The 21,054-nt window shown below is 64.7% G+C and carries 24 protein-coding genes; 11 read left to right on the forward strand and 13 right to left on the reverse strand.

Features of this window, described 5'->3' with window-relative positions; genetic code table 11:
- Positions 1-55: 55 nt before the first annotated feature.
- Positions 56-1,684: a fatty-acid--CoA ligase gene (locus KMZ68_RS08195; RefSeq protein ID WP_215615293.1), complete on the reverse strand. Its 1,629-nt coding sequence runs from the start codon at positions 1,682-1,684 to the stop codon at positions 56-58.
- Positions 1,685-1,832: 148 nt separating this feature from the next.
- Between KMZ68_RS08195 and KMZ68_RS08200 the strand changes: the two genes are divergently transcribed.
- On the forward strand, positions 1,833-2,816 hold the full coding sequence (locus KMZ68_RS08200; protein ID WP_371741431.1) for an extensin family protein: 984 nt from the start codon (positions 1,833-1,835) through the stop codon (positions 2,814-2,816).
- 130 nt (positions 2,817-2,946) lie between these two features.
- Here KMZ68_RS08200 and KMZ68_RS08205 read toward each other — a convergent pair whose 3' ends face one another.
- The gene (locus tag KMZ68_RS08205; protein WP_215603013.1) at positions 2,947-3,630 is read right to left on the reverse strand and encodes a L,D-transpeptidase; all 684 of its coding nucleotides are present in this window, start codon (positions 3,628-3,630) and stop codon (positions 2,947-2,949) included.
- 48 nt (positions 3,631-3,678) lie between these two features.
- On the opposite strand from KMZ68_RS08205, the gene KMZ68_RS08210 reads away from it, so the two are divergent.
- Entirely contained in the window at positions 3,679-3,870 is a 192-nt protein-coding gene (locus tag KMZ68_RS08210; RefSeq protein ID WP_215615295.1) for a hypothetical protein, read from the forward strand.
- Positions 3,871-3,969: 99 nt separating this feature from the next.
- Here KMZ68_RS08210 and KMZ68_RS08215 read toward each other — a convergent pair whose 3' ends face one another.
- Positions 3,970-4,650 carry a L,D-transpeptidase gene (locus KMZ68_RS08215; RefSeq protein ID WP_215615296.1) on the reverse strand — a complete coding sequence of 227 codons (681 nt, stop codon included), beginning with the start codon at positions 4,648-4,650 and terminating at the stop codon, positions 3,970-3,972.
- A gap of 379 nt (positions 4,651-5,029) precedes the next feature.
- Between KMZ68_RS08215 and KMZ68_RS08220 the strand changes: the two genes are divergently transcribed.
- On the forward strand, positions 5,030-6,010 hold the full coding sequence (locus KMZ68_RS08220; RefSeq protein ID WP_215615297.1) for a magnesium transporter CorA family protein: 981 nt from the start codon (positions 5,030-5,032) through the stop codon (positions 6,008-6,010).
- A 161-nt stretch (positions 6,011-6,171) separates the two neighbouring features.
- Positions 6,172-6,399 (forward strand): hypothetical protein, encoded by a 228-nt coding sequence (locus KMZ68_RS08225; RefSeq protein ID WP_215615298.1) that lies wholly within the window; start codon positions 6,172-6,174, stop codon positions 6,397-6,399.
- A gap of 51 nt (positions 6,400-6,450) precedes the next feature.
- Here KMZ68_RS08225 and KMZ68_RS08230 read toward each other — a convergent pair whose 3' ends face one another.
- Positions 6,451-7,206: an SDR family NAD(P)-dependent oxidoreductase gene (locus KMZ68_RS08230; RefSeq protein WP_215615299.1), complete on the reverse strand. Its 756-nt coding sequence runs from the start codon at positions 7,204-7,206 to the stop codon at positions 6,451-6,453.
- Between the two features lie 23 nt (positions 7,207-7,229).
- Positions 7,230-7,871 (reverse strand): pyridoxamine 5'-phosphate oxidase, encoded by a 642-nt coding sequence (gene pdxH / locus KMZ68_RS08235; protein ID WP_215615300.1) that lies wholly within the window; start codon positions 7,869-7,871, stop codon positions 7,230-7,232.
- Between the two features lie 123 nt (positions 7,872-7,994).
- On the opposite strand from pdxH, the gene KMZ68_RS08240 reads away from it, so the two are divergent.
- Together KMZ68_RS08240 and KMZ68_RS08245 are read left to right on the forward strand one after the other, a co-directional pair.
- Positions 7,995-8,396, forward strand: a complete 402-nt coding sequence (locus KMZ68_RS08240) for an RT0821/Lpp0805 family surface protein (protein ID WP_215615301.1) — start codon at positions 7,995-7,997, stop codon at positions 8,394-8,396.
- Positions 8,397-8,596: 200 nt separating this feature from the next.
- A complete protein-coding gene (locus KMZ68_RS08245; protein ID WP_215615302.1) occupies positions 8,597-9,541 on the forward strand; it encodes a DnaJ C-terminal domain-containing protein in 945 nt (314 codons plus the stop codon).
- Positions 9,542-9,758: 217 nt separating this feature from the next.
- On the opposite strand, the gene KMZ68_RS08250 is transcribed toward KMZ68_RS08245, so the two are convergent.
- Positions 9,759-10,529 (reverse strand): anti-sigma factor family protein, encoded by a 771-nt coding sequence (locus KMZ68_RS08250; RefSeq protein WP_215615303.1) that lies wholly within the window; start codon positions 10,527-10,529, stop codon positions 9,759-9,761.
- A gap of 67 nt (positions 10,530-10,596) precedes the next feature.
- Complete coding sequence (locus KMZ68_RS08255; protein ID WP_215615304.1) at positions 10,597-11,085, reverse strand: RNA polymerase sigma factor; 489 nt, start codon at positions 11,083-11,085, stop codon at positions 10,597-10,599.
- Positions 11,086-11,283: 198 nt separating this feature from the next.
- Between KMZ68_RS08255 and fabI the strand changes: the two genes are divergently transcribed.
- The 4 genes from fabI (at position 11,284) to KMZ68_RS08275 (ending at position 15,392) form a co-directional block, all read left to right on the forward strand.
- Positions 11,284-12,114, forward strand: a complete 831-nt coding sequence (gene fabI, locus KMZ68_RS08260; protein WP_215615305.1) for an enoyl-ACP reductase FabI — start codon at positions 11,284-11,286, stop codon at positions 12,112-12,114.
- A 60-nt stretch (positions 12,115-12,174) separates the two neighbouring features.
- Positions 12,175-12,768 (forward strand): histidine phosphatase family protein, encoded by a 594-nt coding sequence (locus KMZ68_RS08265; protein ID WP_215615306.1) that lies wholly within the window; start codon positions 12,175-12,177, stop codon positions 12,766-12,768.
- Between the two features lie 129 nt (positions 12,769-12,897).
- On the forward strand, positions 12,898-13,986 hold the full coding sequence (aroC, locus tag KMZ68_RS08270) for a chorismate synthase (protein ID WP_215615307.1): 1,089 nt from the start codon (positions 12,898-12,900) through the stop codon (positions 13,984-13,986).
- A 221-nt stretch (positions 13,987-14,207) separates the two neighbouring features.
- Positions 14,208-15,392 (forward strand): adenylate/guanylate cyclase domain-containing protein, encoded by a 1,185-nt coding sequence (locus KMZ68_RS08275; protein ID WP_215615308.1) that lies wholly within the window; start codon positions 14,208-14,210, stop codon positions 15,390-15,392.
- On the opposite strand, the gene KMZ68_RS08280 is transcribed toward KMZ68_RS08275, so the two are convergent.
- The 3 genes from KMZ68_RS08280 to clpS all read right to left on the reverse strand — a co-directional run bounded on the left by KMZ68_RS08280 (position 15,389) and on the right by clpS (position 17,299).
- Positions 15,389-16,147, reverse strand: coding sequence for a hypothetical protein (locus tag KMZ68_RS08280; RefSeq protein WP_215615309.1), 759 nt, complete (start codon positions 16,145-16,147; stop codon positions 15,389-15,391). The genes KMZ68_RS08275 and KMZ68_RS08280 overlap by 4 nt on opposite strands.
- 4 nt (positions 16,148-16,151) lie before the next feature.
- Positions 16,152-16,919, reverse strand: coding sequence for a hypothetical protein (locus KMZ68_RS08285; RefSeq protein ID WP_215615310.1), 768 nt, complete (start codon positions 16,917-16,919; stop codon positions 16,152-16,154).
- A gap of 74 nt (positions 16,920-16,993) precedes the next feature.
- Entirely contained in the window at positions 16,994-17,299 is a 306-nt protein-coding gene (gene clpS, locus KMZ68_RS08290; protein ID WP_215602995.1) for an ATP-dependent Clp protease adapter ClpS, read from the reverse strand.
- A gap of 296 nt (positions 17,300-17,595) precedes the next feature.
- On the opposite strand from clpS, the gene KMZ68_RS08295 reads away from it, so the two are divergent.
- A complete protein-coding gene (locus tag KMZ68_RS08295) occupies positions 17,596-18,447 on the forward strand; it encodes a DUF1194 domain-containing protein (RefSeq protein ID WP_215615311.1) in 852 nt (283 codons plus the stop codon).
- Between the two features lie 17 nt (positions 18,448-18,464).
- On the opposite strand, the gene KMZ68_RS08300 is transcribed toward KMZ68_RS08295, so the two are convergent.
- The 3 genes from KMZ68_RS08300 to KMZ68_RS08310 are packed head-to-tail and all read right to left on the reverse strand — an operon-like array spanning position 18,465 to position 21,026.
- A complete protein-coding gene (locus tag KMZ68_RS08300; RefSeq protein WP_215615312.1) occupies positions 18,465-19,703 on the reverse strand; it encodes a class I SAM-dependent RNA methyltransferase in 1,239 nt (412 codons plus the stop codon).
- Positions 19,696-20,403, reverse strand: coding sequence for a TlyA family RNA methyltransferase (locus KMZ68_RS08305; RefSeq protein WP_215616253.1), 708 nt, complete (start codon positions 20,401-20,403; stop codon positions 19,696-19,698). Before KMZ68_RS08305 ends, KMZ68_RS08300 begins: the two co-directional genes overlap by 8 nt.
- A 50-nt stretch (positions 20,404-20,453) precedes the next feature.
- On the reverse strand, positions 20,454-21,026 hold the full coding sequence (locus tag KMZ68_RS08310) for a nucleoside 2-deoxyribosyltransferase (protein WP_215615313.1): 573 nt from the start codon (positions 21,024-21,026) through the stop codon (positions 20,454-20,456).
- Positions 21,027-21,054: the final 28 nt, after the last annotated feature.

Below are 21,054 nucleotides of genomic sequence, written 5' to 3' on the forward strand. Positions count from 1 at the left end.
GCCAAAGGCCACCTACGGCCACCTTCTCCCACAAGGGGAGAAGGAAATAGGATCCCTAGGCCGCGGCGTTGGGGAAACGGTAGCTCTTGAACTGGTCGCGCAACGCGGTTTTCAGGATCTTGCCTGTTGCCGTGTGCGGAATGCCGTCGACGAAGGCGACGTCATCGGGCATCCACCATTTGGCGATCTTGCCGTCCATGAATTTGAGGATCTCCTCGCGCGTCGCGGCCTGGCCCTGCTTGAGCTGCACGATCAGCAGCGGGCGCTCGTCCCATTTCGGGTGATAGACGCCGATCACGGCGGCTTCCGCCACCGCGGGATGTCCGACCGCGAGGTTTTCCAGATCGATCGACGAGATCCACTCGCCGCCGGACTTGATCACGTCCTTGGAACGGTCGGTGATCCGCATGTAGCCGTGCGCGTCGATGGTGGCGACGTCGCCGGTGTCGAAATAGCCTTCCTCGTCGAGGATGCTGGAGTCGAGCCGGAAATAGGCTTTCGCCACCGCGGGACCGGAGACCTTGAGCCGGCCGAAGGTCTTGCCGTCCCACGGCAGTTCCTTGCCGGCATCGTCGGTGATCTTCATCTCGACGCCGAACGGCGGGTAGCCCTGGGTCTGCAGGATATCGAGCCGCTCCTCGCCGGTGAGTTTGTCGAACGGCGGCTTCAGCGTGGCGAGCGTGCCGATCGGGCTCATTTCGGTCATGCCCCAGGCGTGGCGTACCTTCACGCCCATGTCGATGAACGATTTGATCATCGTGCGCGGCATTGCCGATCCGCCGCACACCACCATGCGCAGATGAGGCAGCTTGAGATTGCCGGCCGCCATATGGTTGAGCAGCATCAGCCACACCGTCGGAACGCCGGCGGTATGCGTCACCTTCTCGGTATCCAGCAGTTCATAGACCGAGGCGCCGTCGAGCTTGGCGCCGGGCATCACCAGCTTGGTGCCCATCGAGGGCGCCGAGAATGCGATGCCCCAGCTGTTGGCATGAAACAGCGGAACCACCGGCAGCATGGTGTCGGCAGCGTTGGCGCCCAACGAGTCGCCGTTGTTGGCCATCAGCGCGTGCAGCACGTTGGAACGATGCGAATACAGCACGCCCTTGGGATCGCCCGTGGTGCCCGAGGTGTAGCACATCGCGGCGGCGGTGTTTTCGTCGAAATTCTTCCATTCGAACTTGCCGTCGGCTTGCGCGATCCAGTCTTCGTAAGCGACCGCGTTCTTCAGCGTGGTCTGCGGCATGTGCGCCTTATCGGTCAGCACGACGTAGCGTTCGACGCTCGGCAGCTGGTCCGCGATCTTTTCCAGGATCGGCACGAAGGTGATGTCGGTCATCACCACGCGGTCCTGGGCGTGGTTGATGATCCAGGCGATCTGGTCGGGGAACAGCCGCGGATTGACGGTATGGCAGATCGCGCCGATGCCCATGATGCCGTACCAGGCTTCCAGATGGCGCCAGGTGTTCCATGCGATGGTGGCGACCCGGTCGCCGAGCTTGATGCCGTCGTGCTCCAGCCGTTGCGAGACTTTCAGCGCACGGGCATGAATTTCGGCGTAATTGGTCCGATGAATGGGACCTTCGACCGACCGCGTTACGACTTCCTGCGTGCCGTGATACTTCGCCGCATGCTCGATAATCCGGTGACAAAGCAAAGGCCAATCTTGCATCAATCCGAGCATACGGACGTCCCTCCTGATCGTTATTGTCTCGCCCGAGACCTGCCCAGATACGGGCGGTTTGGCGAAAAGTTGCTGCGCTCTTCATATTTTACCGCGCGATCGGATGCAAAACCGGTTCCCAGTTTTGCTGGTCGCGCTATGGGTTGTCATGAACTGTAGCGCGGAGAAATCAAGCCGCAAATGGCCTAGTGGCGTCTTTGGTGGCAAGGAAGCGGCAATGGTTACCGTCGCCGCGGTCCTGCTGCTGCTCGGCGGGCCGGCCGACCCGGCGGCGGCCCGCAAGGCAGGGCAGGACCCGTGGGGCGACCTGTTCGGGCAGGGCAAGCCGAAGCTGCGCGGAGCCATGCTCCCCGGCGCTGTCCCGTTGCCGCGGCCGCGCCCGGCCGAGGCGCCCAGGGATTCCAACAAGGTAGACACCGACAAGCCCGAGCCCGAACCGCCTGCGGCCGACAAGCCGGCGTCCGCCGGCCCCGACAAGGCTGCCGAACAACCGCCGCCGCCGCCCTCGGCCTGCCGGCTGGCACTGACGGAGGCGATCGCGATCGCCCCCAGCATCCCCGACATCAAGGGCGCCGGCGGCTGCGGCGGCGAGGATCTGGTGCGGCTGGAGGCCGTGGTGCTGCCGGACAAGCGCAGGGTCGCCGTGAAGCCCGCGGCGATCCTGCGCTGCGCCATGGCGTCGGCGATCGCCGACTGGATCCGCACCGACATGGCGCCGCTGGCGGCCACCCTCGGCAGCACGTTCAGCGATCTCGACAATTTCGACTCCTTCGAGTGCCGTGGCCGCAACCGGGTGGTCGGCGCCAGGCTGTCGGAGCACGGCCGCGCCAACGCGCTCGATGTGCGCTCCCTGAAATTGGCCAACGGCCAGTCGATCTCGCTGACCGATCGCACGGTGCCGCGGGAGTTGCGCGAGAACGTTCTGCGTTCGGTCTGCACGCGGTTCGCCACCGTGCTGGGGCCGGGTTCGGACTGGTACCACGAGGACCACATCCATCTCGACCTCGCGGCGCGAAACAACAATTACAGGATCTGCCAGTGGAACGTGTGGGATCCGCTGCCGCAGGTGGCTCCGCTGCTGCCGTCCGCGCGGCCGGAGGAGGCTCCGCCGCGCGAGGGGAAGGGCGAATAGCGAATAGTGAATGGGGAAAGAAGGTTCGGCCAACTACTCGCTATTCGCCACTTCCTATTCGCCAGGAAAGCCGCCAACAAAAAAGCGCCGATAGAACCGGCGCCTTTGGTATCTCGCTATCGATGGGCGATTAGTGCGTCGTGGCCTGGCCGCCGCCCTGCAGCGCCATCTTCGAATTGTACGGCGAGTCGCCCTGCTTGGGAGCCAGCACCACCACGATGGTGCCTTGCTTGACCCGGCTGTAGAGGTCGATGACGTCCTCGTTGGTCATGCGAATGCAGCCTGAGGAAATCGATGCGCCGATATATTCCGGCTGGTTGGTGCCGTGAATCCGGAACAGCGTGTCGCGGTTGCCCTGGTACAGATAGAGCGCGCGGGCTCCGAGCGGGTTGTCGACGCCGCCGGGCACCGACGCGGGCAGGCCCTCGATGCGCTTGTGGATATCGGCGGTTGGGGTCCATTTCGGCCATTCCGCCATGTTGCCGACGCGCGCGATGCCGGAGAAGGCCAGCGCTTCCTCGCCCACGGTGATGCCGTAACGGATCGCCTTGCCGCCGTCCTGCACCAGGTAGAGATAGTGGTTGTCGGAATCGACCACGATCGAGCCCGGCTGTTCGCGGCGGTGGTAATCGACGATGGCGCGGCGGAACGGTTCGGCGACCGCGACCTTGGCGTAGCGCGCCTTGGCCAGCTGGGCCTTGTCCGCAGGCTTGAGCGTGGCCTCCGGGGCGGCCTGATAGGTCGTGGCCTGCATGCAGCCGGACAGCATCAGGCCGGCGGCCAGGATTCCCAACTTTGCCCTCAGCGACGACATCTGCAGTTCCAATCGAAAGTCTCGCGATCGCGCACGCCAACATTGCGCATGAAACGCCACAAATCCATTGATCGTATTATCGCCGAAATCGGCCACAATTCCAGCATTTACATGGCTGTTCGGCATTGCGGCAGGCCGGATGTGTCCTTTTTGCCGCAAACCTTGCGGTTTTCCGGCGATTTCGGGCAGAAGCGGCTGCCGCCGGACGGTCGCCGCTTGGCGCCGTCATCCCGCCGTTAACCGATCGCGCCAGCCGGGGCGGCCCCCAAGGACTGCGCCGCAAACAAGAAAGCGCCGGCAAAACCGGCGCTTTCCCCGTGCTTGAAGGTGATCGGTGGATCAGAAGGCGCTATTGCCGCTGCCTTGCAGCGCCATCTTCGAATTTTGCGGCGAGTCGCCCTGCTTCGGGTCCAGCACCACCACGATGGTGCCTTGCTTGACCCGGCTGTAGAGGTCGATGACGTCCTCGTTGGTCATGCGAATGCAGCCTGAGGAAATCGATGCGCCGATATATTCCGGCTGGTTGGTGCCGTGAATCCGGAACAGCGTGTCGCGGTTGCCCTGGTACAGATAGAGCGCGCGGGCTCCGAGCGGATTATCGACGCCGCCGGGCACCGACGCGGGCAGGCCCTCGATGCGCTTGTGGATATCGGCGGTTGGGGTCCATTTCGGCCATTCCGCCATGTTGCCGACGCGCGCGATGCCGGAGAAGGCCAGCGCTTCTTCGCCCACGGTGATGCCGTACCGGATCGCCTTGCCGCCGTCCTGCACCAGGTAAAGATAGTGGTTATCGGAATCGACTACGATCGAACCCGGCTGTTCGCGGCGGTGGTAATCGACGATGGCGCGGCGGAACGGCTCGGCGACCGCGACCTTCTCGTAGCGCGCCTTGGCCAGCTGGGCCTTGTCCGCAGGCTTGAGGCTGGCCTCCGGGGCGGCCTGGTAGGTCGTAGCCTGCATGCAGCCAGACAGCATCAGGCCGGCGGCCAGGATTCCCAACTTTGCTTTCAGCGACGACATCTGCAGTTCCAATCGAAAGTCTCGCGCTCAAGCGCCAACATTGCGGCCCAAACGCCACGATTCCATTCAGCGGTAGTATCGGCGAAATCATTCATAATTCCCAGCGCTTGGACGCCTGTTCGGCGCTGCAGCGCGCTGGCTGTGTCTTTCTTGCCGCAACTTCTCCGCTTTCCGGCTGATTTTTGGGCAAGGAGACCGTCGGTTGCCGAATCCTTGCCACGCCGTCGCCATTCCGCCGCCGCAAATATGGATCGGCGGTAAATCCGCCGGTCATGAAGCGCTTGCCAGAATCGAGTTAAGTCCTGTTGGGTGCTCATAGCGTTTTCGAGCGAAGTGGGTGCCAAAACAGGCCCTCGCGTGCCAGGTTCCGGAGTTGTCCATGTTCGCGGTGTTCGTTCCTGCCGAATCCTCGCTGAAAAAAGTCGCGGCCGCCGACCTCACGACGCTGCCTGAGAACGCGGTCTGGATCGACCTCGTCAAGCCGACCGGGGTGGAGGACAAGGCGGTGGAGCAGCTGGCCGGGATCGCGGTGCCGACCCGGGAAGACATGCAGGAGATCGAGATTTCCAGCCGGCTCTATATCGAGAATGGCGCGCGCTACATGACGGCGACGCTGATGTGCGCGGCCGACACCCAGAATCCCCGCACCACGGCGGTGACCTTCATCCTCGCCAGCCACCGGCTGGTGACCGTGCGCTACGACGAGCCGAGGCCGTTCGTGCTGGTGGAAAACAAGCTGGCGCGTTCCTGTCCGGGCGGGATCACCGGCGAAATGGTGCTGATGGAACTGCTGGATGCCGTGATCGACCGCAATGCCGACATCCTGGAACGCGCCGGCAGCGACATGGACTCGATCAGCCACGACATTTTCGAGCCGGAAGGCGCCGCGCGCACCGGCCATGCCAAACGCTATTCCGACATCCTGATCGCGATCGGCCGCAAGGGCGACTTGACCTCGAAGGTGCGGGAGAGCCTGGTCTCGATCGGGCGGGTGGTGACCTTCGTCGCCGCCGCCACCGACGGCGTCAAATGGTCGAAGGACATGCGCGAGCAGCTCAAGACCATGCAGCGCGACGTCACCTCGCTGACCGACCATGCCAGCTACCTCTCCAACAAGATCACCTTCGTGCTCGACGCCATGCTCGGCGTCGTCAATCTCGAGCAGAACAACATCATCAAGCTGTTCTCGGTGATGGCGGTGGTCCTGATGCCGCCGACCCTGATCGCCTCGGTCTACGGCATGAATTTCAAGATGATGCCCGAGCTGGAATGGGCCCATGGCTACCCGATGGCGCTGATCATGATGCTGCTCGCCGCGGTCGGGCCGTACCTCTTTTTCAAATGGAAGAAGTGGCTGTAGTCACCGATATATTAAGCCGAACGGCTGTCCTCCGGGGCGTTCATATACCTGCGAAGAACCAGGGAACCCGCCTCAATTGCTCCGCTAAAATTTGAGCGTTGCGCTGAACGTTTGCGCCAAACCTTTCTGCGATAACGCTGTCACAAGCGGCGAGGACAGCGATGGTTGAGAAAGTCATAACGTCACCCCGTAACGTGGTTGATTTCGCGAGCTATCAGCGCGGTCGCAATGCTGTGGGCAAGGCGCCGGCGATCTCGGCGCGGCTCTGCCGCTATTGCGGCGCGGCGCTTTCCGAAGGCGAGCGCGAGGACGAATGTTCCAGCGCCTTCAACGTCGAGGATGCCAGCCTGCGCTGGCAGGCCGCGCAAATTTTGCGCGGATTGATTTGATCGGGAACCGCTTGCTCCAGGACGCTCGATGACGGCGATGGCGCGTCGCCGCTACACGTGCTGGCCGCCGTTGATGTGGATCTCGGCGCCGTTCACGTAGGACGACGTTTCCGTGCACAGCACGTAGATGATCTTCGCCACCTCGTCCGGCGTGCCGAGCCGGCGCAGCGGGATCTGCTGCTCGACGATCTTCTCGGTGCCCGGCGACAGGATCGAGGTGTCGATTTCGCCCGGTGCGATCGAATTGACGCGGACGCCGTGGCGGCCGAAATCCGACGCCATCTCGCGCGTCAGCGAGGCCAGCGCCGCCTTCGAGGTGGCATAGGCCGCGCCCGCGAACGGATGCACGCGGGAGCCCGCGATCGAGGTGACGTTCACCACCGAGCCCCTGACGGCCTTCAGCTCCTCGATCAGCCCGCGCGCCATCATGATCGGGGCGAAGAAATTGACCCTGAACACGTGGCTCCAGGTCTCGATGTCGGTATCGATCGAGCCGAGCCGGGCGCCGCCCGCGGCCTTGGGCGAAATCGCGGCGTTGTTGACCAGCGCGTGCAGCTCGCCGCCTTCCAGCCGTTGGCGGATTTCCGAAATCGCCCGCGTGGTGTCGTCGTGGTCGGCGAGGTCGACCTGGATGTGATCCTCCGGTCCCGCGTCCCACGGGCAATCCTCGGGGAACGGATGCCGCGAGCAGGTGATGACGCGCCAGCCGGCGGAGGAAAAGCGGATCACGGTGGCATGCCCGATGCCGCGGCTGGCGCCGGTCAGGAGCAGCGTGCGCCGCGGGCCGTGGTTGGTCGAACTGGCCATGGAGGTCCTTCAGACTCTGGAATTCACGGATAAAGCCGCGTCTTGGACCATGGCTGGCCAGGCGCCCCGCGGTCGAATTCGATGCGGTCATGCAGCCGGAACGGCCGGTCGTGCCAGAATTCGAACCGTGCAGGCTCGATGCGCCAGCCGCTCCAGCCCGGCGGGCGCGGCACCTCGCCGACGAGATACCTGGCCGCCACCTTGGCGATCGCCTGCTCGAAGGCAAAACGGCTTTCCAGCGGCTGCGACTGCTTGCTGGCCCAGGCGCCGATCTGGGCCTGCCTCGGCCGGGTTGCGAAATAGGCGTCGGCTTCCGCTTCCGTCACCGGCGACACCTTGCCGCGGATGCGGACCTGCCGGCGCAGCGACTTCCAGTGAAAAAGTAAAGCCGCCTTAGGATTTGCGGCGAGTTCGCGGCCTTTTTGGCTGGCGATGTGGCTGTAGAAGACAAAACCGTCGGCATCGTAGCCTTTCATAAGCACCATCCGCACGTCGGGCAGCCCGTCGGTGTCGACGGTCGCCAGCGCCATGGCATTGGGATCGTTCGGCTCGGCCTTCACGGCTTCCGCGAACCAGTCGCCGAACAGCGCAAACGGCTCCTCCGCCGCGGTGAAATCACCTGATGTTAACGGTGTCGGGTGTTTGATGGAGGTCGTGTCGGTCATGTCAGGAGTTCCGAGTTGCGTCCGCCCGCGTCCGAGAGCGCGTTGCAGTCCCGGTGTAGGCTCGCCCTATATAGGACATGGGAACGCATTGGCCTATCGGCGATCCGCCCCGTGGGCGCGGTGATGACAGCGATTCTAATTGGCATCGGCTCGGGCGGCTGCAGCCTCTCCCGCGGCGACGGCGCCTTCGCCAAGATGGATGACAATGAGGTGACCGGCTCGATCGGTCCCGCCAAGCCCCCGGTGCCGACCGAGAGCGACCTCGCCTTCACCCGCAACGCCGCCTCCGACGTGCTGACCAAGGGCGACAAGGATTCCAGCCAGCCTTGGGAAAATCCCGAGACCGGCGCGCGGGGCTCGGTGACGCCGCTGGCCCAGGCCTATTCCTCCGAGGGACGCACCTGCCGGGATTTCCTGGCGAGCTATGTCAACGGCCACTCGGAAAGCTGGCTGCAGGGCGCCGCCTGCAAGGCCGGCCATGGCCGATGGGAGATTCATACGCTAAAGCCGTGGACACGGGGCTGAACCCCCGTTGCAGAAATGCAACGGCCACCCCAGATGAAGCCTGAAGCGGGCCAATCGCCCGGAATCGATGATCTGATTTCCCTGGAGCCTTTCGGTTCTGATTGCATCAGAATCGGGCTCTAGTCTTTTGTTTGGACGCGTTTTCTTCATGCGAACCGGTACCCACTTCGCTCGGAAACGCTTTAGAGGAGACGTGACGGATGCGCGACCCCTATGAGGTCTTGGGGGTGCCGCGGGGCGCCAGCGCTGCGGCGATCAAGAGTGCCTATCGCAAGCTCGCCAAGAAGCATCACCCCGACGCCAACAAGAACGATCCGAAATCCGCGGCGCGCTTTGCCGAGCTGAACTCGGCCAACGAGATCATCGGCGACGAGACCAAGCGCAAGCAGTTCGACCGCGGCGAGATCGACGCCGAGGGCAAGCCGCGCTTCCAGGGTTTTCCCGGGGGCGGCGACCCGCGCGGCCGCGCCGGAGCCGGCGGCTTCGAGACCCACACCTTCCGCAGCGGTGGCGGCGGCGGCTTCGAGGACATCCTCAACAGCATGTTCGGCGGTGCAGGGCGCGGCGCGCGGCCGGGGCCGGGCGGCGGCTTCGAGTTCGAAACCGGCGGCATCGGGCTCGATCTCGATCTTTCCGTCGCCATGACGGTGTCGCTGGAAGAGGCGGTCAGGGGCGTGGAAAAACGCGTCCGGCTACCGACCGGCAAGGAGCTCAACGTCAAGATTCCCGCCGGCGTCACCGCCGGCCAGCAGATCCGGCTCAAGGGGCAGGGCGAGACCGCGCACGGTCACCGGCCCGGCGATCTCCTGATCACGGTCTCAATCGCGCCGCACGCCTTCTTCAAGGTCGACGGCAGCGACCTGCGCGTCGATCTGCCGATCACGCTTTATGAAGCGGTGCTCGGCGGCAAGGTCCGCGTGCCGACACTGGGCAGCGCGGTCGAATTGTCGATTCCGAAGAACACCTCGAGCGGGAGGACGTTTCGCCTCAAGGGCAAGGGACTGCCGAAGCCCGCCGCCGGCGCGACCGGCGATCTGTTCGTCACCACCCGCATCATGCTGCCGGACGGGAACGATTCCGAACTCGAGACGTTGATGCAGAAGTGGCGCGACGCACATCCGTACAATCCGCGCAGCGACCTGTAGCGTTTGGAAAGATTTATCGCCTTTGAAAAAAGGTGCGGCCTCGACCGGGGGACCAGCGCGGTACAAAAACCCCAGTCGAGGCCGACTTCGCGGTCGATCGGCGGATCGAGCGCACCTCAACTTCGCGTGATCACCCGGTGCGTTTTTGAGACGTGCCGATGACTTGATTCCAGATTTTCGGTGTCGGAATTGGGACGCCTAGTCTACCCGCGGTTATCTAGCCACCGCTCTTCTCGTTCTGATCGTAGACCATCCGCGCCACCTGCGTCAGGCGCTCGCGGTCGCTGCTGCCGCTGACCACATAGGCCACGCCGCGGTCGGCCCAGAACAGCGCTCCGTCATTATCCTGCTTGGCATAACGCATCTGCGTCGTTTCGGCGTCGGCCTTGGCGGTGTAGATCGTGAAGCGTTCACCCGAGGCGCTCTCATACATCAGGAACGACGCTGGTCCCGTCGGGCCGGGCAGCAGCCTGCCGCCGACCAGCTTCAATCCCGTGGCGTCCAGTTCCGGCGCGCGGACGTCCCAGCCGCAGCGCTTGGTCAGCCATGCCTGCAGATGCGTGCGTTCGCTGCCGGGAACTTCGACCGGATGGCGAACCTCGACGACGTAGAGCCGGTGCGCGTCCAGCGCATCCACCGTGAAACTCCGGAACGCCGACGGCGAAGCCGCCACGCCATGCGCCAGCCAGCCGGCGCCGCCGCCGGCGATGAACGCCGCCAGCGTGGCGGCGATCGCGCCGTACATCCATTTACGCGGCTGTTGCGCCAATCGCTCGATCTCGAGCCGCTTCGGCACCGGCTCGTCGGCGACCGGGTCGTAGCGCGCATGCAGCGCCTCGGCCATCGCGCGCCACGATTGCACCCGCTCGGCATCGTCGGGGTGCGTTGCGAGCCATGCCTCGACATCGCCGCGCCGCTCCGGCGGCAGTTCGTTGTCGACGAAGGCGTGCAGTTCGTCTTCGGTGACGGGAATGTTCGGCTCGGTCATGGTCGTTGTCTCTTCTGGAACGAAAGGTTCGCGGCTTCTCTGGAAATCTCACGCATGGGGCTCGCCATCATTTCACCCGCCGCAGCGCCGGCCGCTCGCCCTCGAGCGCGGCTTTGACATGGGCGCGGGCGCGGGCAAGCCGCGACATCACGGTGCCGATCGGCACGCCCTGGATGTCGGCGACCTCGCGGTAGCTCAATCCCTCCAGCATCACCAAAAGCAGCACCGAGCGCTGCTCCTCCACCAGCGTGGCGAGCGCGCGGGCGATGTCGCGGCCTTCGGCCTCGGTGCCGCTGGCGTCGGGATTGTTGTCGAGCAGCGGCATGAATTGCGGCCGCCGCGCCAGCGATCGCCGCCGGTTCTTGTTGAGGTTGGTCAGGATGGTGTAGAGCCAGCTCCTGACGTCGCCGCCGAGAAACAGCCGTTCCGAACGCAGGGCCCGCACCAGCGTGTCCTGCACCAGGTCGTCGGCGACATCGGCATCGCGCGCCAGCGCGCGCGCATAGCGGCGCAGGGCCGGAATCATGGCTTCGACACTCTGACGAAATGCGCTCATCGACATCGGTCTCGGGTTGCTGCGGCCGGCATCCGGATCAACGCGAACGCCTACTACAGCATAACACCCGGATGACGGGACTATTCCGGCTGTCAAGGCTGCGCGCCGACGGCCCGAACCGGGGTGAATTTGGGCTGTACCGGCCGGGAGGGCTGGTGTACCTCCAAACCCCCGGGAAAGCTCGATTGGAAACCCCAGATGTCGCAAAATTCAGGTCTTATGCAGGGTAAGCGCGGCGTGGTGCTGGGCGTCGCCAATAACCGTTCGATCGCCTGGGGCATCGCCAAGGCCTGCCGGGCGGCCGGCGCCGAGATCGCGCTGACCTGGCAGGGCGACGCGCTGAAGAAGCGGGTCGAGCCGCTCGCCAAGGAACTCGGCGGTATCCTGCTCGGTCACTGCGACGTCACCGATCCCTCGACCATCGACGCGGTCTTCGAGGTGCTGCGGGAGAAATGGGGCAAGATCGACTTCGTGGTGCACGCCATCGCCTTTTCCGACAAGGATCAGCTCGACGGCCGCTATCTCGAGACCACCGCCGACAATTTTTCCAAGACCATGCTGATCAGCTGCTACTCGCTGACCGCGATCGCCCAGCGCGCCGAAAAGCTCCTCGTCGACGGCGGCTCGATCGTGACGCTGACCTATTACGGCGCCGAGAAGTGGATGCCGCACTACAACGTGATGGGCGTTGCGAAAGCGGCGCTGGAAGCCAGCGTGCGCTATCTTGCCGCCGATCTCGGCGAGAAGAACATCCGCGTCAACGCGATCTCGGCCGGACCGATCAAGACGCTGGCGGCGTCGGGCATCGGCGACTTCCGCTATATCCTGAAGTGGAACGAATACAACGCGCCGCTGCGGCGCACCGTCTCGATCGAGGAAGTCGGCGACAGCGCGCTCTATCTGCTCTCGGACATGTCGCGCGGCGTCACCGGCGAGGTGCATCATGTCGATTCCGGCTACCATGCCGTCGGCATGAAGCGTCCGGACGCGCCGGATATCTCGCTGAGCAATTCGCTGAGCAAGGATTGAATAAGCTCGCCATGCCCGGCACGAGGTCGGGCATGACGAACTGGGAAAACGCGATTCTGTATGCCTGTCATCTACTACATCCGCCACGGCGAGACCGCATGGAATGCGGCAGGCCGTTTCCAGGGCTCGCGGGATATTCCGCTCAACGACCTCGGCCGCAGCCAGGCGGTCGCCGCCGGCGGCATCCTCGCCGATCTCCTGGCGCAGAACGGCCACGCGGCGACCGCGCTGCCGTTCGTGGCGAGCCCGCTCGGCCGTGCCCGCATGACCATGGAGCTGGTGCGTGGCGCGTTGCAGCTGCCGCACCACGATTACGCCGTCGACGACCGCCTGCGCGAGATCGGCTACGGCCAGTGGGAAGGCCTGACATTGCCCGAGATGGCGCAGCACGACGCCGCGACCTTTGCCGCGCGCCGCGAAGACAAATGGGGCGTCGCCGCGCCTGCGGGCGAGAGCTACGCCAGCGTCACCTTGCGCATGCGCGAGTGGTTCGACTCGCTGGCCGGCGACACCGTCACGGTCGCCCATGGCGGCACCATGCGGGCGCTGATGGTCGCACTCGGCATTTCGACGCCGCATGAGGCCTCGGAAATACCGATCGGGCAGGGCGTGGTCTACGTGTTCAGCGACGGCGGGCTGCAGAAGTATGGTTAAGGGTGGAGGTCGCCAGACCCACCCACCGTCAAGCCCGGCCATGACGAACGAGAGGGCATTTGACCCCTCGAACCACGCGCGTTACGACACAGTCAGCATCGACCTACATTCGGCGTTCAGGCCCTCCAAATGTCCTTCAACACCTTCGGTCACCTGTTCCGGGTCACGACCTTCGGCGAGAGCCACGGGATTGCGATCGGCTGCGTGGTCGACGGCTGCCCGCCGCTGCTGCCCCTGACCAACGAGGATATTCAGCGCGATCTCGACCGCCGCCGTCCCGGCCAGTCGCGCTTCACCACCCAGCGCCAGGAAGCCGATGCGGTGAAGATCCTGTCCGGCGTGATGGCGCATCCGGAGACCGGCGTGCAGGTGACGACCGGCACGCCGATTGCGCTGTTGATCGAGAACACCGACCAGCGCTCCAAGGACTATTCCGAGATCAAGGACAAGTTCCGCCCCGGCCACGCCGACTTCACCTATGAGGCGAAATACGGCCTGCGCGATTATCGCGGCGGCGGGCGTTCTTCCGCGCGGGAAACCGCGACCCGCGTCGCCGCCGGCGCCATCGCCCGCAAGATCCTGCCGGGGGTGAACGTGCGCGGCGCGCTGGTGCAGATGGGCCCGCACAAGATCGATCGCGACAAATGGGATTGGGACGAGATCGCGCGCAATCCGTTCTTCTGCCCGGACAAGGACAAGGCCGCGTTCTTCGAAGGCTATCTCGACGGCATCCGCAAGAGCGGGTCGTCGATCGGCGCCGTCATCGAGGTAACAGCCGAAGGCGTGCCGGCGGGATTGGGCGCGCCGATCTACGCCAAGCTCGATTCCGATCTGGCGGCGGCGCTGATGAGCATCAACGCGGTGAAGGGCGTCGAGATCGGCGCCGGCTTTGGTGCTGCCGAACTGTCCGGCGAGGAAAACGCCGACGAGATGCGGATGGGCAATCAGGGCATCAGCTTCATGTCCAATCATGCCGGCGGCGTCCTCGGCGGCATCTCCACCGGCCAGCCGGTGGTGGCGCGCTTCGCGGTGAAGCCGACCTCGTCGATTTTGTCGCCGCGCCGCACCATCGATCGCAGCGGCGCCGACACCGACATCCTGACCAAGGGCCGCCACGACCCATGTGTGGGAATCCGCGCGGTGCCGGTCGGCGAAGCCATGATGGCCTGCGTGCTGGCGGATCATTTCCTGCGGCACCGCGGGCAGGTGGGCGGTTAACGCATTTTCCAGTTCGGTGGCTTCATCCTTCGAGACGCCGCGCAAGCGCGGCTCCACAGGATGAGGTCTTGGACCCTCATGGTGAGGAGCGCGGCAACGCCGCGCGTCTCGAACCATGAAGCCCGGGCATGCGCGGGGGATGACGGTAATACCGGCGCCGAAACGCAAAGCGTTCGTCTCGCCTTGACGTCTCCGAAACTTGCGCCGCAAATGGACCTCCCATGAACGCATCGGAACTGCGGAAAATTACCGACTGGCTGATCGATGGCGCGCGGTCGGCGGGCAGCCCGCTCAGGGTGATGGCGGAGACCTGGGAACGCATGGCACAGGCGGGCTTGCCGCTATGGCGGGTCGGCGTCTTCATCCGGACGCTGCATCCCGATATTTTTGGTCGCAACTTCATCTGGCGGCCCGGCGCCGAGGTCGAAATGGGCACGGTCGATTTCGATATCCGGGATTCGCCGCAATTTCAAAACAGCCCGCTGGCCGTCGTCTTCACCCAGGGAATAGAGGTGAGGGCCCGCGTCGACGACCCCGAGAGCAAGCGCTTCCCGATCATCGAGGATATGCGCGCCGAAGGCGTCACCGATTATATCGCGCTGCCGCTGCTGTTCACTGACGGCTCGATCCACGCATCGAGCTGGACTACGAAGCAGCCGGGCGGCTTCACCGACGAACAGTTGAGCGCATTGCGGTCGGTGATCCCGCCGCTGGCGCGGGTAACCGAAATCATCAGCCTGCGCCGTACCGCGTCGATCCTGCTCGACACCTATGTCGGCAACCGCGCCGGCGCGCGGATCCTGGGCGGCCAGATCCGCCGCGGCCATACCGATACGATGGATGCGGCGATCTGGCTGTCGGACCTGCGCGGCTTCACCGCGTTGTCGGACCGGCTGCCGGCCGAAACCGTGGTCGATATCCTCAACGGCTATTTCGACTGCCAGGTGTCGTCGATCCGGAATCACGGCGGTGAAGTCCTGAAGTTCATGGGCGACGGGCTGCTCGCGGTGTTTCCGATCGACGAATATGTCGGCGACGTCCACCAGGTTTGCGGAAGCGTGCTGGAAGCCGCCCGCGAATCCCGCGCCAGCGTCGAGGCGATGCAATACCCGGTCGGCGACGCCGTCGAGCGCTTCCGCTTCGGCGTCGCGCTGCATGTCGGCAGAATCCTCTACGGCAATATCGGCGGCGGCAACCGGCTCGACTTCACCTGCATCGGTCCCGCCGTCAATCTCGCAGCAAGGCTGGAAAAGATCGCAGGCCGGCTCGGCCGCACCGTGGTGGCGTCGGCCGGATTTGCAGGCATCTGCGCCGGCAGCTGGGCCGATCTCGGCGAGTTCCCGATCGCGGGTTTTTCGAAGGCCGAGCGGGTTTATGGGCTGGTGGATGAGGCGCCGGCGGCCTAAGCGGCGCCGCGGAGGTAGGACTGCTTGAGGCCATAGGTCAGGACCAGCAGCGTCACCCAAAGGCGCATCGCCGCAAAGCCGAGAGTGACGGTGAAATAGATTAGGGTCTTGGTCTGATGGCTGGACGCCGCGACGACTGAGGAGCCCCAGAATCCGTTCAAGACCACATTCTGAATGGGACCGAGCGCAACGTAAAATACGGCAAGGACCACGATCGCGGCGCCGAACCGGACACCCTGGTTGAGCAGACCGCGAAATGCCGACGCAAAGCTCGGCTTTCCGCTGTTGCGATCGATGCCAAGAACGAGAAGCAGCACGAGTGCTGCCATGCATGCACTCCAGACTTTTCCGGAAATGCTGGACTGGTTGAATGCCATCGAGTCCAGCCCCAGCATAAAGTAAGGCGCGATGGACGCATTGCCGAGATTGTGCAGCAACAGGGTGGCCGCAACCATCACCGCCATGATGCGGCCAAATATTCGGAGCGAGAGTCGTAGCTCCCGGTCGAGGGGCAGCGCATCGAGGTGGGAGGAGCGGTCGAATATCGCGAATACACGTCGGGCGACCGCCATGAAAGCCATCAGCACAGCGACCCATGTGCCGCACGCGGCCAGCAGATTCAACAGTGGTTTATCTTCGGGGCCGACGATCCGGCAGGTCAGTGCCAACATCAGCCAGGGCACCGCCTCGACGAAACGGAAGGGGCCGAACGAGGTGTCCGGCCACACCAGTCTCAGGGCCCGCGCGATCGCCATCGTCCTACGCGCCGCCGCTGCGGAGGTAGGACTGCTTCAGGCCCCAGGTCAGGATCAGCAAGGTGATCCAAAGCCGCAGCATCGCGAAGGAGAAGATGAAGACAAAGTAGATCAGGTTCTTGATGAACTGGCTGGAGGAAGATACCTGCCAGAAATTCCAGATCGCGCTGCGCACCCAGCCCTGGCCGAGACCAAGCCCGAGATAGACCGCGCCGAGCACGACCACCGCGGCTCCGACCCACAGGCCGCGCCGGGCGAATTCGGCGAGCGCCCTCACGAAGCTGACCTGGCCATGATTGCGCTCGGCATCGACGATCATCAGCAGGACGAGGGCGGCGACCATCGCACTCCAGAACTTGCCGATATTCGTCCACTGATCGAACGCCATGCCGTCGAGCCCGTTCATCATGTGCGGCGCGAACGATGTGAACCCTGCCGCCAGCAGGGCGCAGCCTGCCGCGAACATCAGCAGCGCGATCCGCCACAGCACCGCTCTCGACAGCCTGAACTGTTCGGTGAATTCGAGTTCGCCGAGGTTGGTCTGGCCGTCGTTGAGTTCGATCGAGCGTTGAGCCACGACGAGGAAGGCATGGAGCACCGCGATGCTGGCCACGACGATGGCCGGAAACGCCACCGCCCCGCCGCCGAACGCGATCACGCGCATCGCCGCGGCCATCACCAGCCAGGGCAACGCTTCGAGGAAGCGGAATGGCCCGAATGAAATTTCCGGGAGAGATTGCTGCCGGAGCTGCTTGCGGAGTGCGATGGTCATGGCGCGACCATGTCAGCCGAACCTGAAAACTCGGTGCGAGTGGTCGGTAAAATTGAAACTAAAACGGGAAGCTGCTATTCCTCGGGCTCGGTGGTGAACAGCAGCGGGTAGCCCTTGGCGCGGCCGGCGTCGGTGGCGCGCGTCGCCTTGGTTTCGGCGACGTCCCTGGTGAAGACGGCGACCACGCATACGCCGCGCCGGTGCGCCGTGATCATCACCTTGTGCGCCTGATCCTCGGTCATGTGGAATTCCGCCTTCAGGACGGTGACGACGAATTCGCGGGGCGTGTAGTCGTCGTTGACCAGGATGACCTTGTGCAGGCGCGGCCGTTCGGTCTTGGTCTTGACCTTGGTCTTCGGCTTGGTGACGGCGTCGATCATTCCGGCAGGCTCTCCCGACGGCGCCGTGCGCGGCGATCAGTTGGCGCGGCATTCCGACTGGCACTGCGTCATGGTCGGATCGCCGCGGCCCGCGGCCGTCCCGATCAGTTTACAGGCTCCCGGTCTTTCCTGGAACCGGGCATTGCAACAGAAACAGCGCGCCGGATTCGTTCCAATCCGTGTCGCTTGCGGCGGCGGGCGCCGGCTAACCTGATTGTGTAGGGACAACCGATGTTCCCGCTTTTCGGAGCCCGGTTTGCGTGTCACGATCACGTCATACGACGGGAGGGCCGCTGATGCGCTGGTGTGTCTCGATCGGGGCGGTGCTTGTCGCAGGCGCCATGGCTGGAGGCGACGTCGTGGGGATCGCCGCGCCGACCCCCGGCAACCAGCTCAGCCATCAACTCGCCAACAAGGAGGTCGACCCGTCCGTCGACGTCGAACTGGTGCTTGCGGTCGACGTTTCCTATTCGATGGACATGGACGAGCTCGCGCTTCAACGCGAGGGTTACGCGCAAGCCATCGTCTCCAGGGAATTTCTGCAGGCGCTGAAGACCGGCCCGAACGGCAAGATCGCGGTGACCTATTTCGAATGGGCGGCGTCGGGCGACCAGAAGATCATCATTCCCTGGCGGGTGATCGACGGCCCGGAGACGGCGGATGCCGTCGCCAACGAGATCATGAAGACGCCGATCCGCCGGGCCTCGCGCACCTCGATCTCGGGGGCGATCCATTTCGCGATGCCGCTGTTCGACGAGAACCCGCATCGCGGCTTGAGGCGCGTGATCGATATTTCCGGCGACGGACCCAACAACAACGGCTCGCCGGTCACGGCCGCGCGGGATGCCGCGCTGGAGAAGGGGATCGTCATCAACGGCCTGCCGATCATGGTGAAGGAGCCGTCCTATTCGACGATGGATATCGACCACCTCGATTTCTATTACGAGGACTGCGTGATCGGCGGCCCGGGTTCGTTCGTGGTGACGATCAAGGACCGCGACAAGTTCAAGGAGGCGATCCGGACCAAGCTCGTGCTCGAGGTCGCCGGCCGCACGCCCGAGCGCCCGATCGTCCCGGTGGCTTCGAAGGAGCCGCGGGTCAACTGCATGATCGGCGAGAAGATCTGGCAGGACAGGTGGGGAAGGTGATTTCTAGCGCGTGAACTTCAACGTGCGAACCGCGCCACCAGTTCGACATGCGAGGTATGGCGGAACTGGTCGACCGGCGTCACGCTCTGCATCTTGTAACCGCTATCGACCAGGATCCGGGCGTCGCGGGCAAACGTCGCGACATTGCAGGACACTGCGACCACGACCGGAATCTTGCTGGCGGCAAGCTGCCTGGCTTGCGCCTCGGCGCCCTGCCGCGGCGGATCGAACACGACGGCGTCGTAGTCGCGCAATTCCGGCGGCATCAGCGGCCGCCGGAACAGGTCGCGCGCCTCGGCCTTGACGGGCTTCAGGCCTGATGTCGAGGTCGCCGCCTTCTGCAGCGCGGTGACCGCGCCGGCATCGCTGTCGAAGGCCGTAACCCGGGCCTTCGCCGCCAGCCTCAGCGCGAACGGGCCAACCCCGCAAAACAGGTCGGCGACATGTTTGGCGCGTTTGCAGCGTTCCGCTACCAGCGCCGCCAGCGTTTCCTCGCCGGCAACGGTGGCCTGCAGGAACGAGCCCGGCGGCAAGGTGACCCGCGCGGACCCGATCGCGATCGTCGGCGGGGTGCGCATCAGCACCAGCTCGCCGTGGCGCGTCAGCCGTGCCAGCCGATGTTGCTCGGCGAGGCGCGACAGCGTGGCGATCATGGCCGGCGGCAGCGGCCCGGAGCCGCGCACGTCGACGTCGAGTCCGCTATCGGTCATGGTGATCTGGATGTCGAGCGGCTTTCCGACCGCGATCAATGGCTCGGCCAAGGCCCACGCCGCATCGAGCGCGCCGCTCAGGCCGGGATCGAGAATCGGGCAGTGGTCGATCGGAATGACGTCGTGCGAACCGGCCGCGGTGTAGCCCACCCTGAGCACTTCGTGCGTGCCCATCCGGGCATGCAGGGTGATCCGCCGGCGGCCGAGGCCATGGGCATCGATCAGCGGGTCTACCTCGCAGTCGAGCCTGGTGCGCGCCAGCGTCTCGACCACCATGTCGCGCTTCCAGGCGCGGTAGCGTTCGCCCTGCCAGTGCTGGATAGCGCAGCCGCCGCAGATGGCGAAATGCGGGCAGAACGGTGCGATCCGGTCCGGGCTCGCGACGTCGACCTGCAGCAGGCGGCGGCGGTCGGGGTGACCCGGCACCGGCGCCACCTCGATCGTCTCGCCGGGAAGCGCATACGGCACGTAGATCGACTGCCCGCCGACGATGGCGACGCCGTCGCCGTGATGGCCGACATGATCGATGGTGAGGTGCTCAACCACGGCGCGCGCCGATGAAGAATTCGAAGTTGCCGTCGCCGCCTGCGATCGATGACGGAAACACCTTGATGTCGGTGCAGCCGAGCGAGGCGGCAAACGCCGCGATGTCGTCGCAGACTTGCTGATGCACCGCGGCGTCGCGGATGATGCCGCGCTTGGAATGTTTTCGCGGCGCCTCGAATTGCGGCTTGATCAATGCCAAGAGATGCATCGGCGCTGCCGCCAGCGACAGCGCTACCGGCAGCACGGCCTTCAGGGAAATGAAACTGACGTCGATGACGACGATGTCCGGCCGCGCCGGCAGGCGCTTGCCTTCAAGATTGCGAATGTCGGTGGCTTCCATGGAGACGATTTTGGGATGGCCGTGCAGCGAAGGATGCAGCTGGCCGTGGCCGACATCGATCGAGAACACCAGGCTGGCGCCGTTGGCGAGCAACACCTCGGTGAAACCGCCGGTCGATGCGCCGACGTCGAGGCAGACGTGATCCTCGATTTCGATCGGATATTGCTCCAGCGCGCCCGCCAGCTTGACGCCGCCGCGCGAGACGAAGGGATGCGCGGGCTGCGCCGTTATTACCGCATCGGCCGGAATGGTTTCGGAGGGCTTGGCGACCTGCCTGTCATTGGCGGTGACGAGGCCGGCTTCGATCGCGGCCTGCGCCCGTGCCCGGCTCTCGAACAGGCCGCGCTCGACCAGCAGCATGTCGGCGCGCTTGCGGGCAGGGGGAAGGCTGCGGTCGTGCCTGGCCACGGTCAACTCGATGCCCGCACATGGGCCGGAGACAACCGCTCGGCCGCCATGCGCACGCAGGCCTCGAATGCGGTGAGATCGCGCCAGAGGTCTGCGGGCGCCTGCTGTGGCGTCACCAGCGTGCAGCCGTACAGATCGAGCGCATGGATCATCATCAGGTTGTCGGTCAGCCCGAAATCCTCGACGGTCAGGCCGTGCCGGTCGATCAGGCGTCCATCGCGCGAATTCACGCCGGTGAATTCGCGGACGCGGTCGGCGTAGGACGAGGGATGATTGGAGTAGCCCAGGCAGAGCTTGCCGCGCCCCGCCATGTAGCCGAGTTCGTAGACGGTCCCGGCATCCGCGCCCGGTCCGCGGAACGGCGTGAGGTTGGCGATCACGGCGTCGGCCTCGATCATCATGGCCTGGTTGCCCTTGAAGATATTGAGCGAGGCATCGGCTGCCGTCACGTCGACGGCATTATCCAGCGGATAGAGCCCGGTCAGGCCATGGCGCGCGCAAACTTCCGCCTTGCGCCGTCCTATATCAAGGGCGTCGGGCAGAAAAACGTCGGGACCGGCGAGGTAAATCTTCATTTCGATTGAAGCAGCAGATGGCTCGTGG

Origin of the sequence: Bradyrhizobium sediminis (assembly GCF_018736105.1) — a bacterium.
Classification (GTDB): Bacteria; Pseudomonadota; Alphaproteobacteria; order Rhizobiales; family Xanthobacteraceae; genus Bradyrhizobium.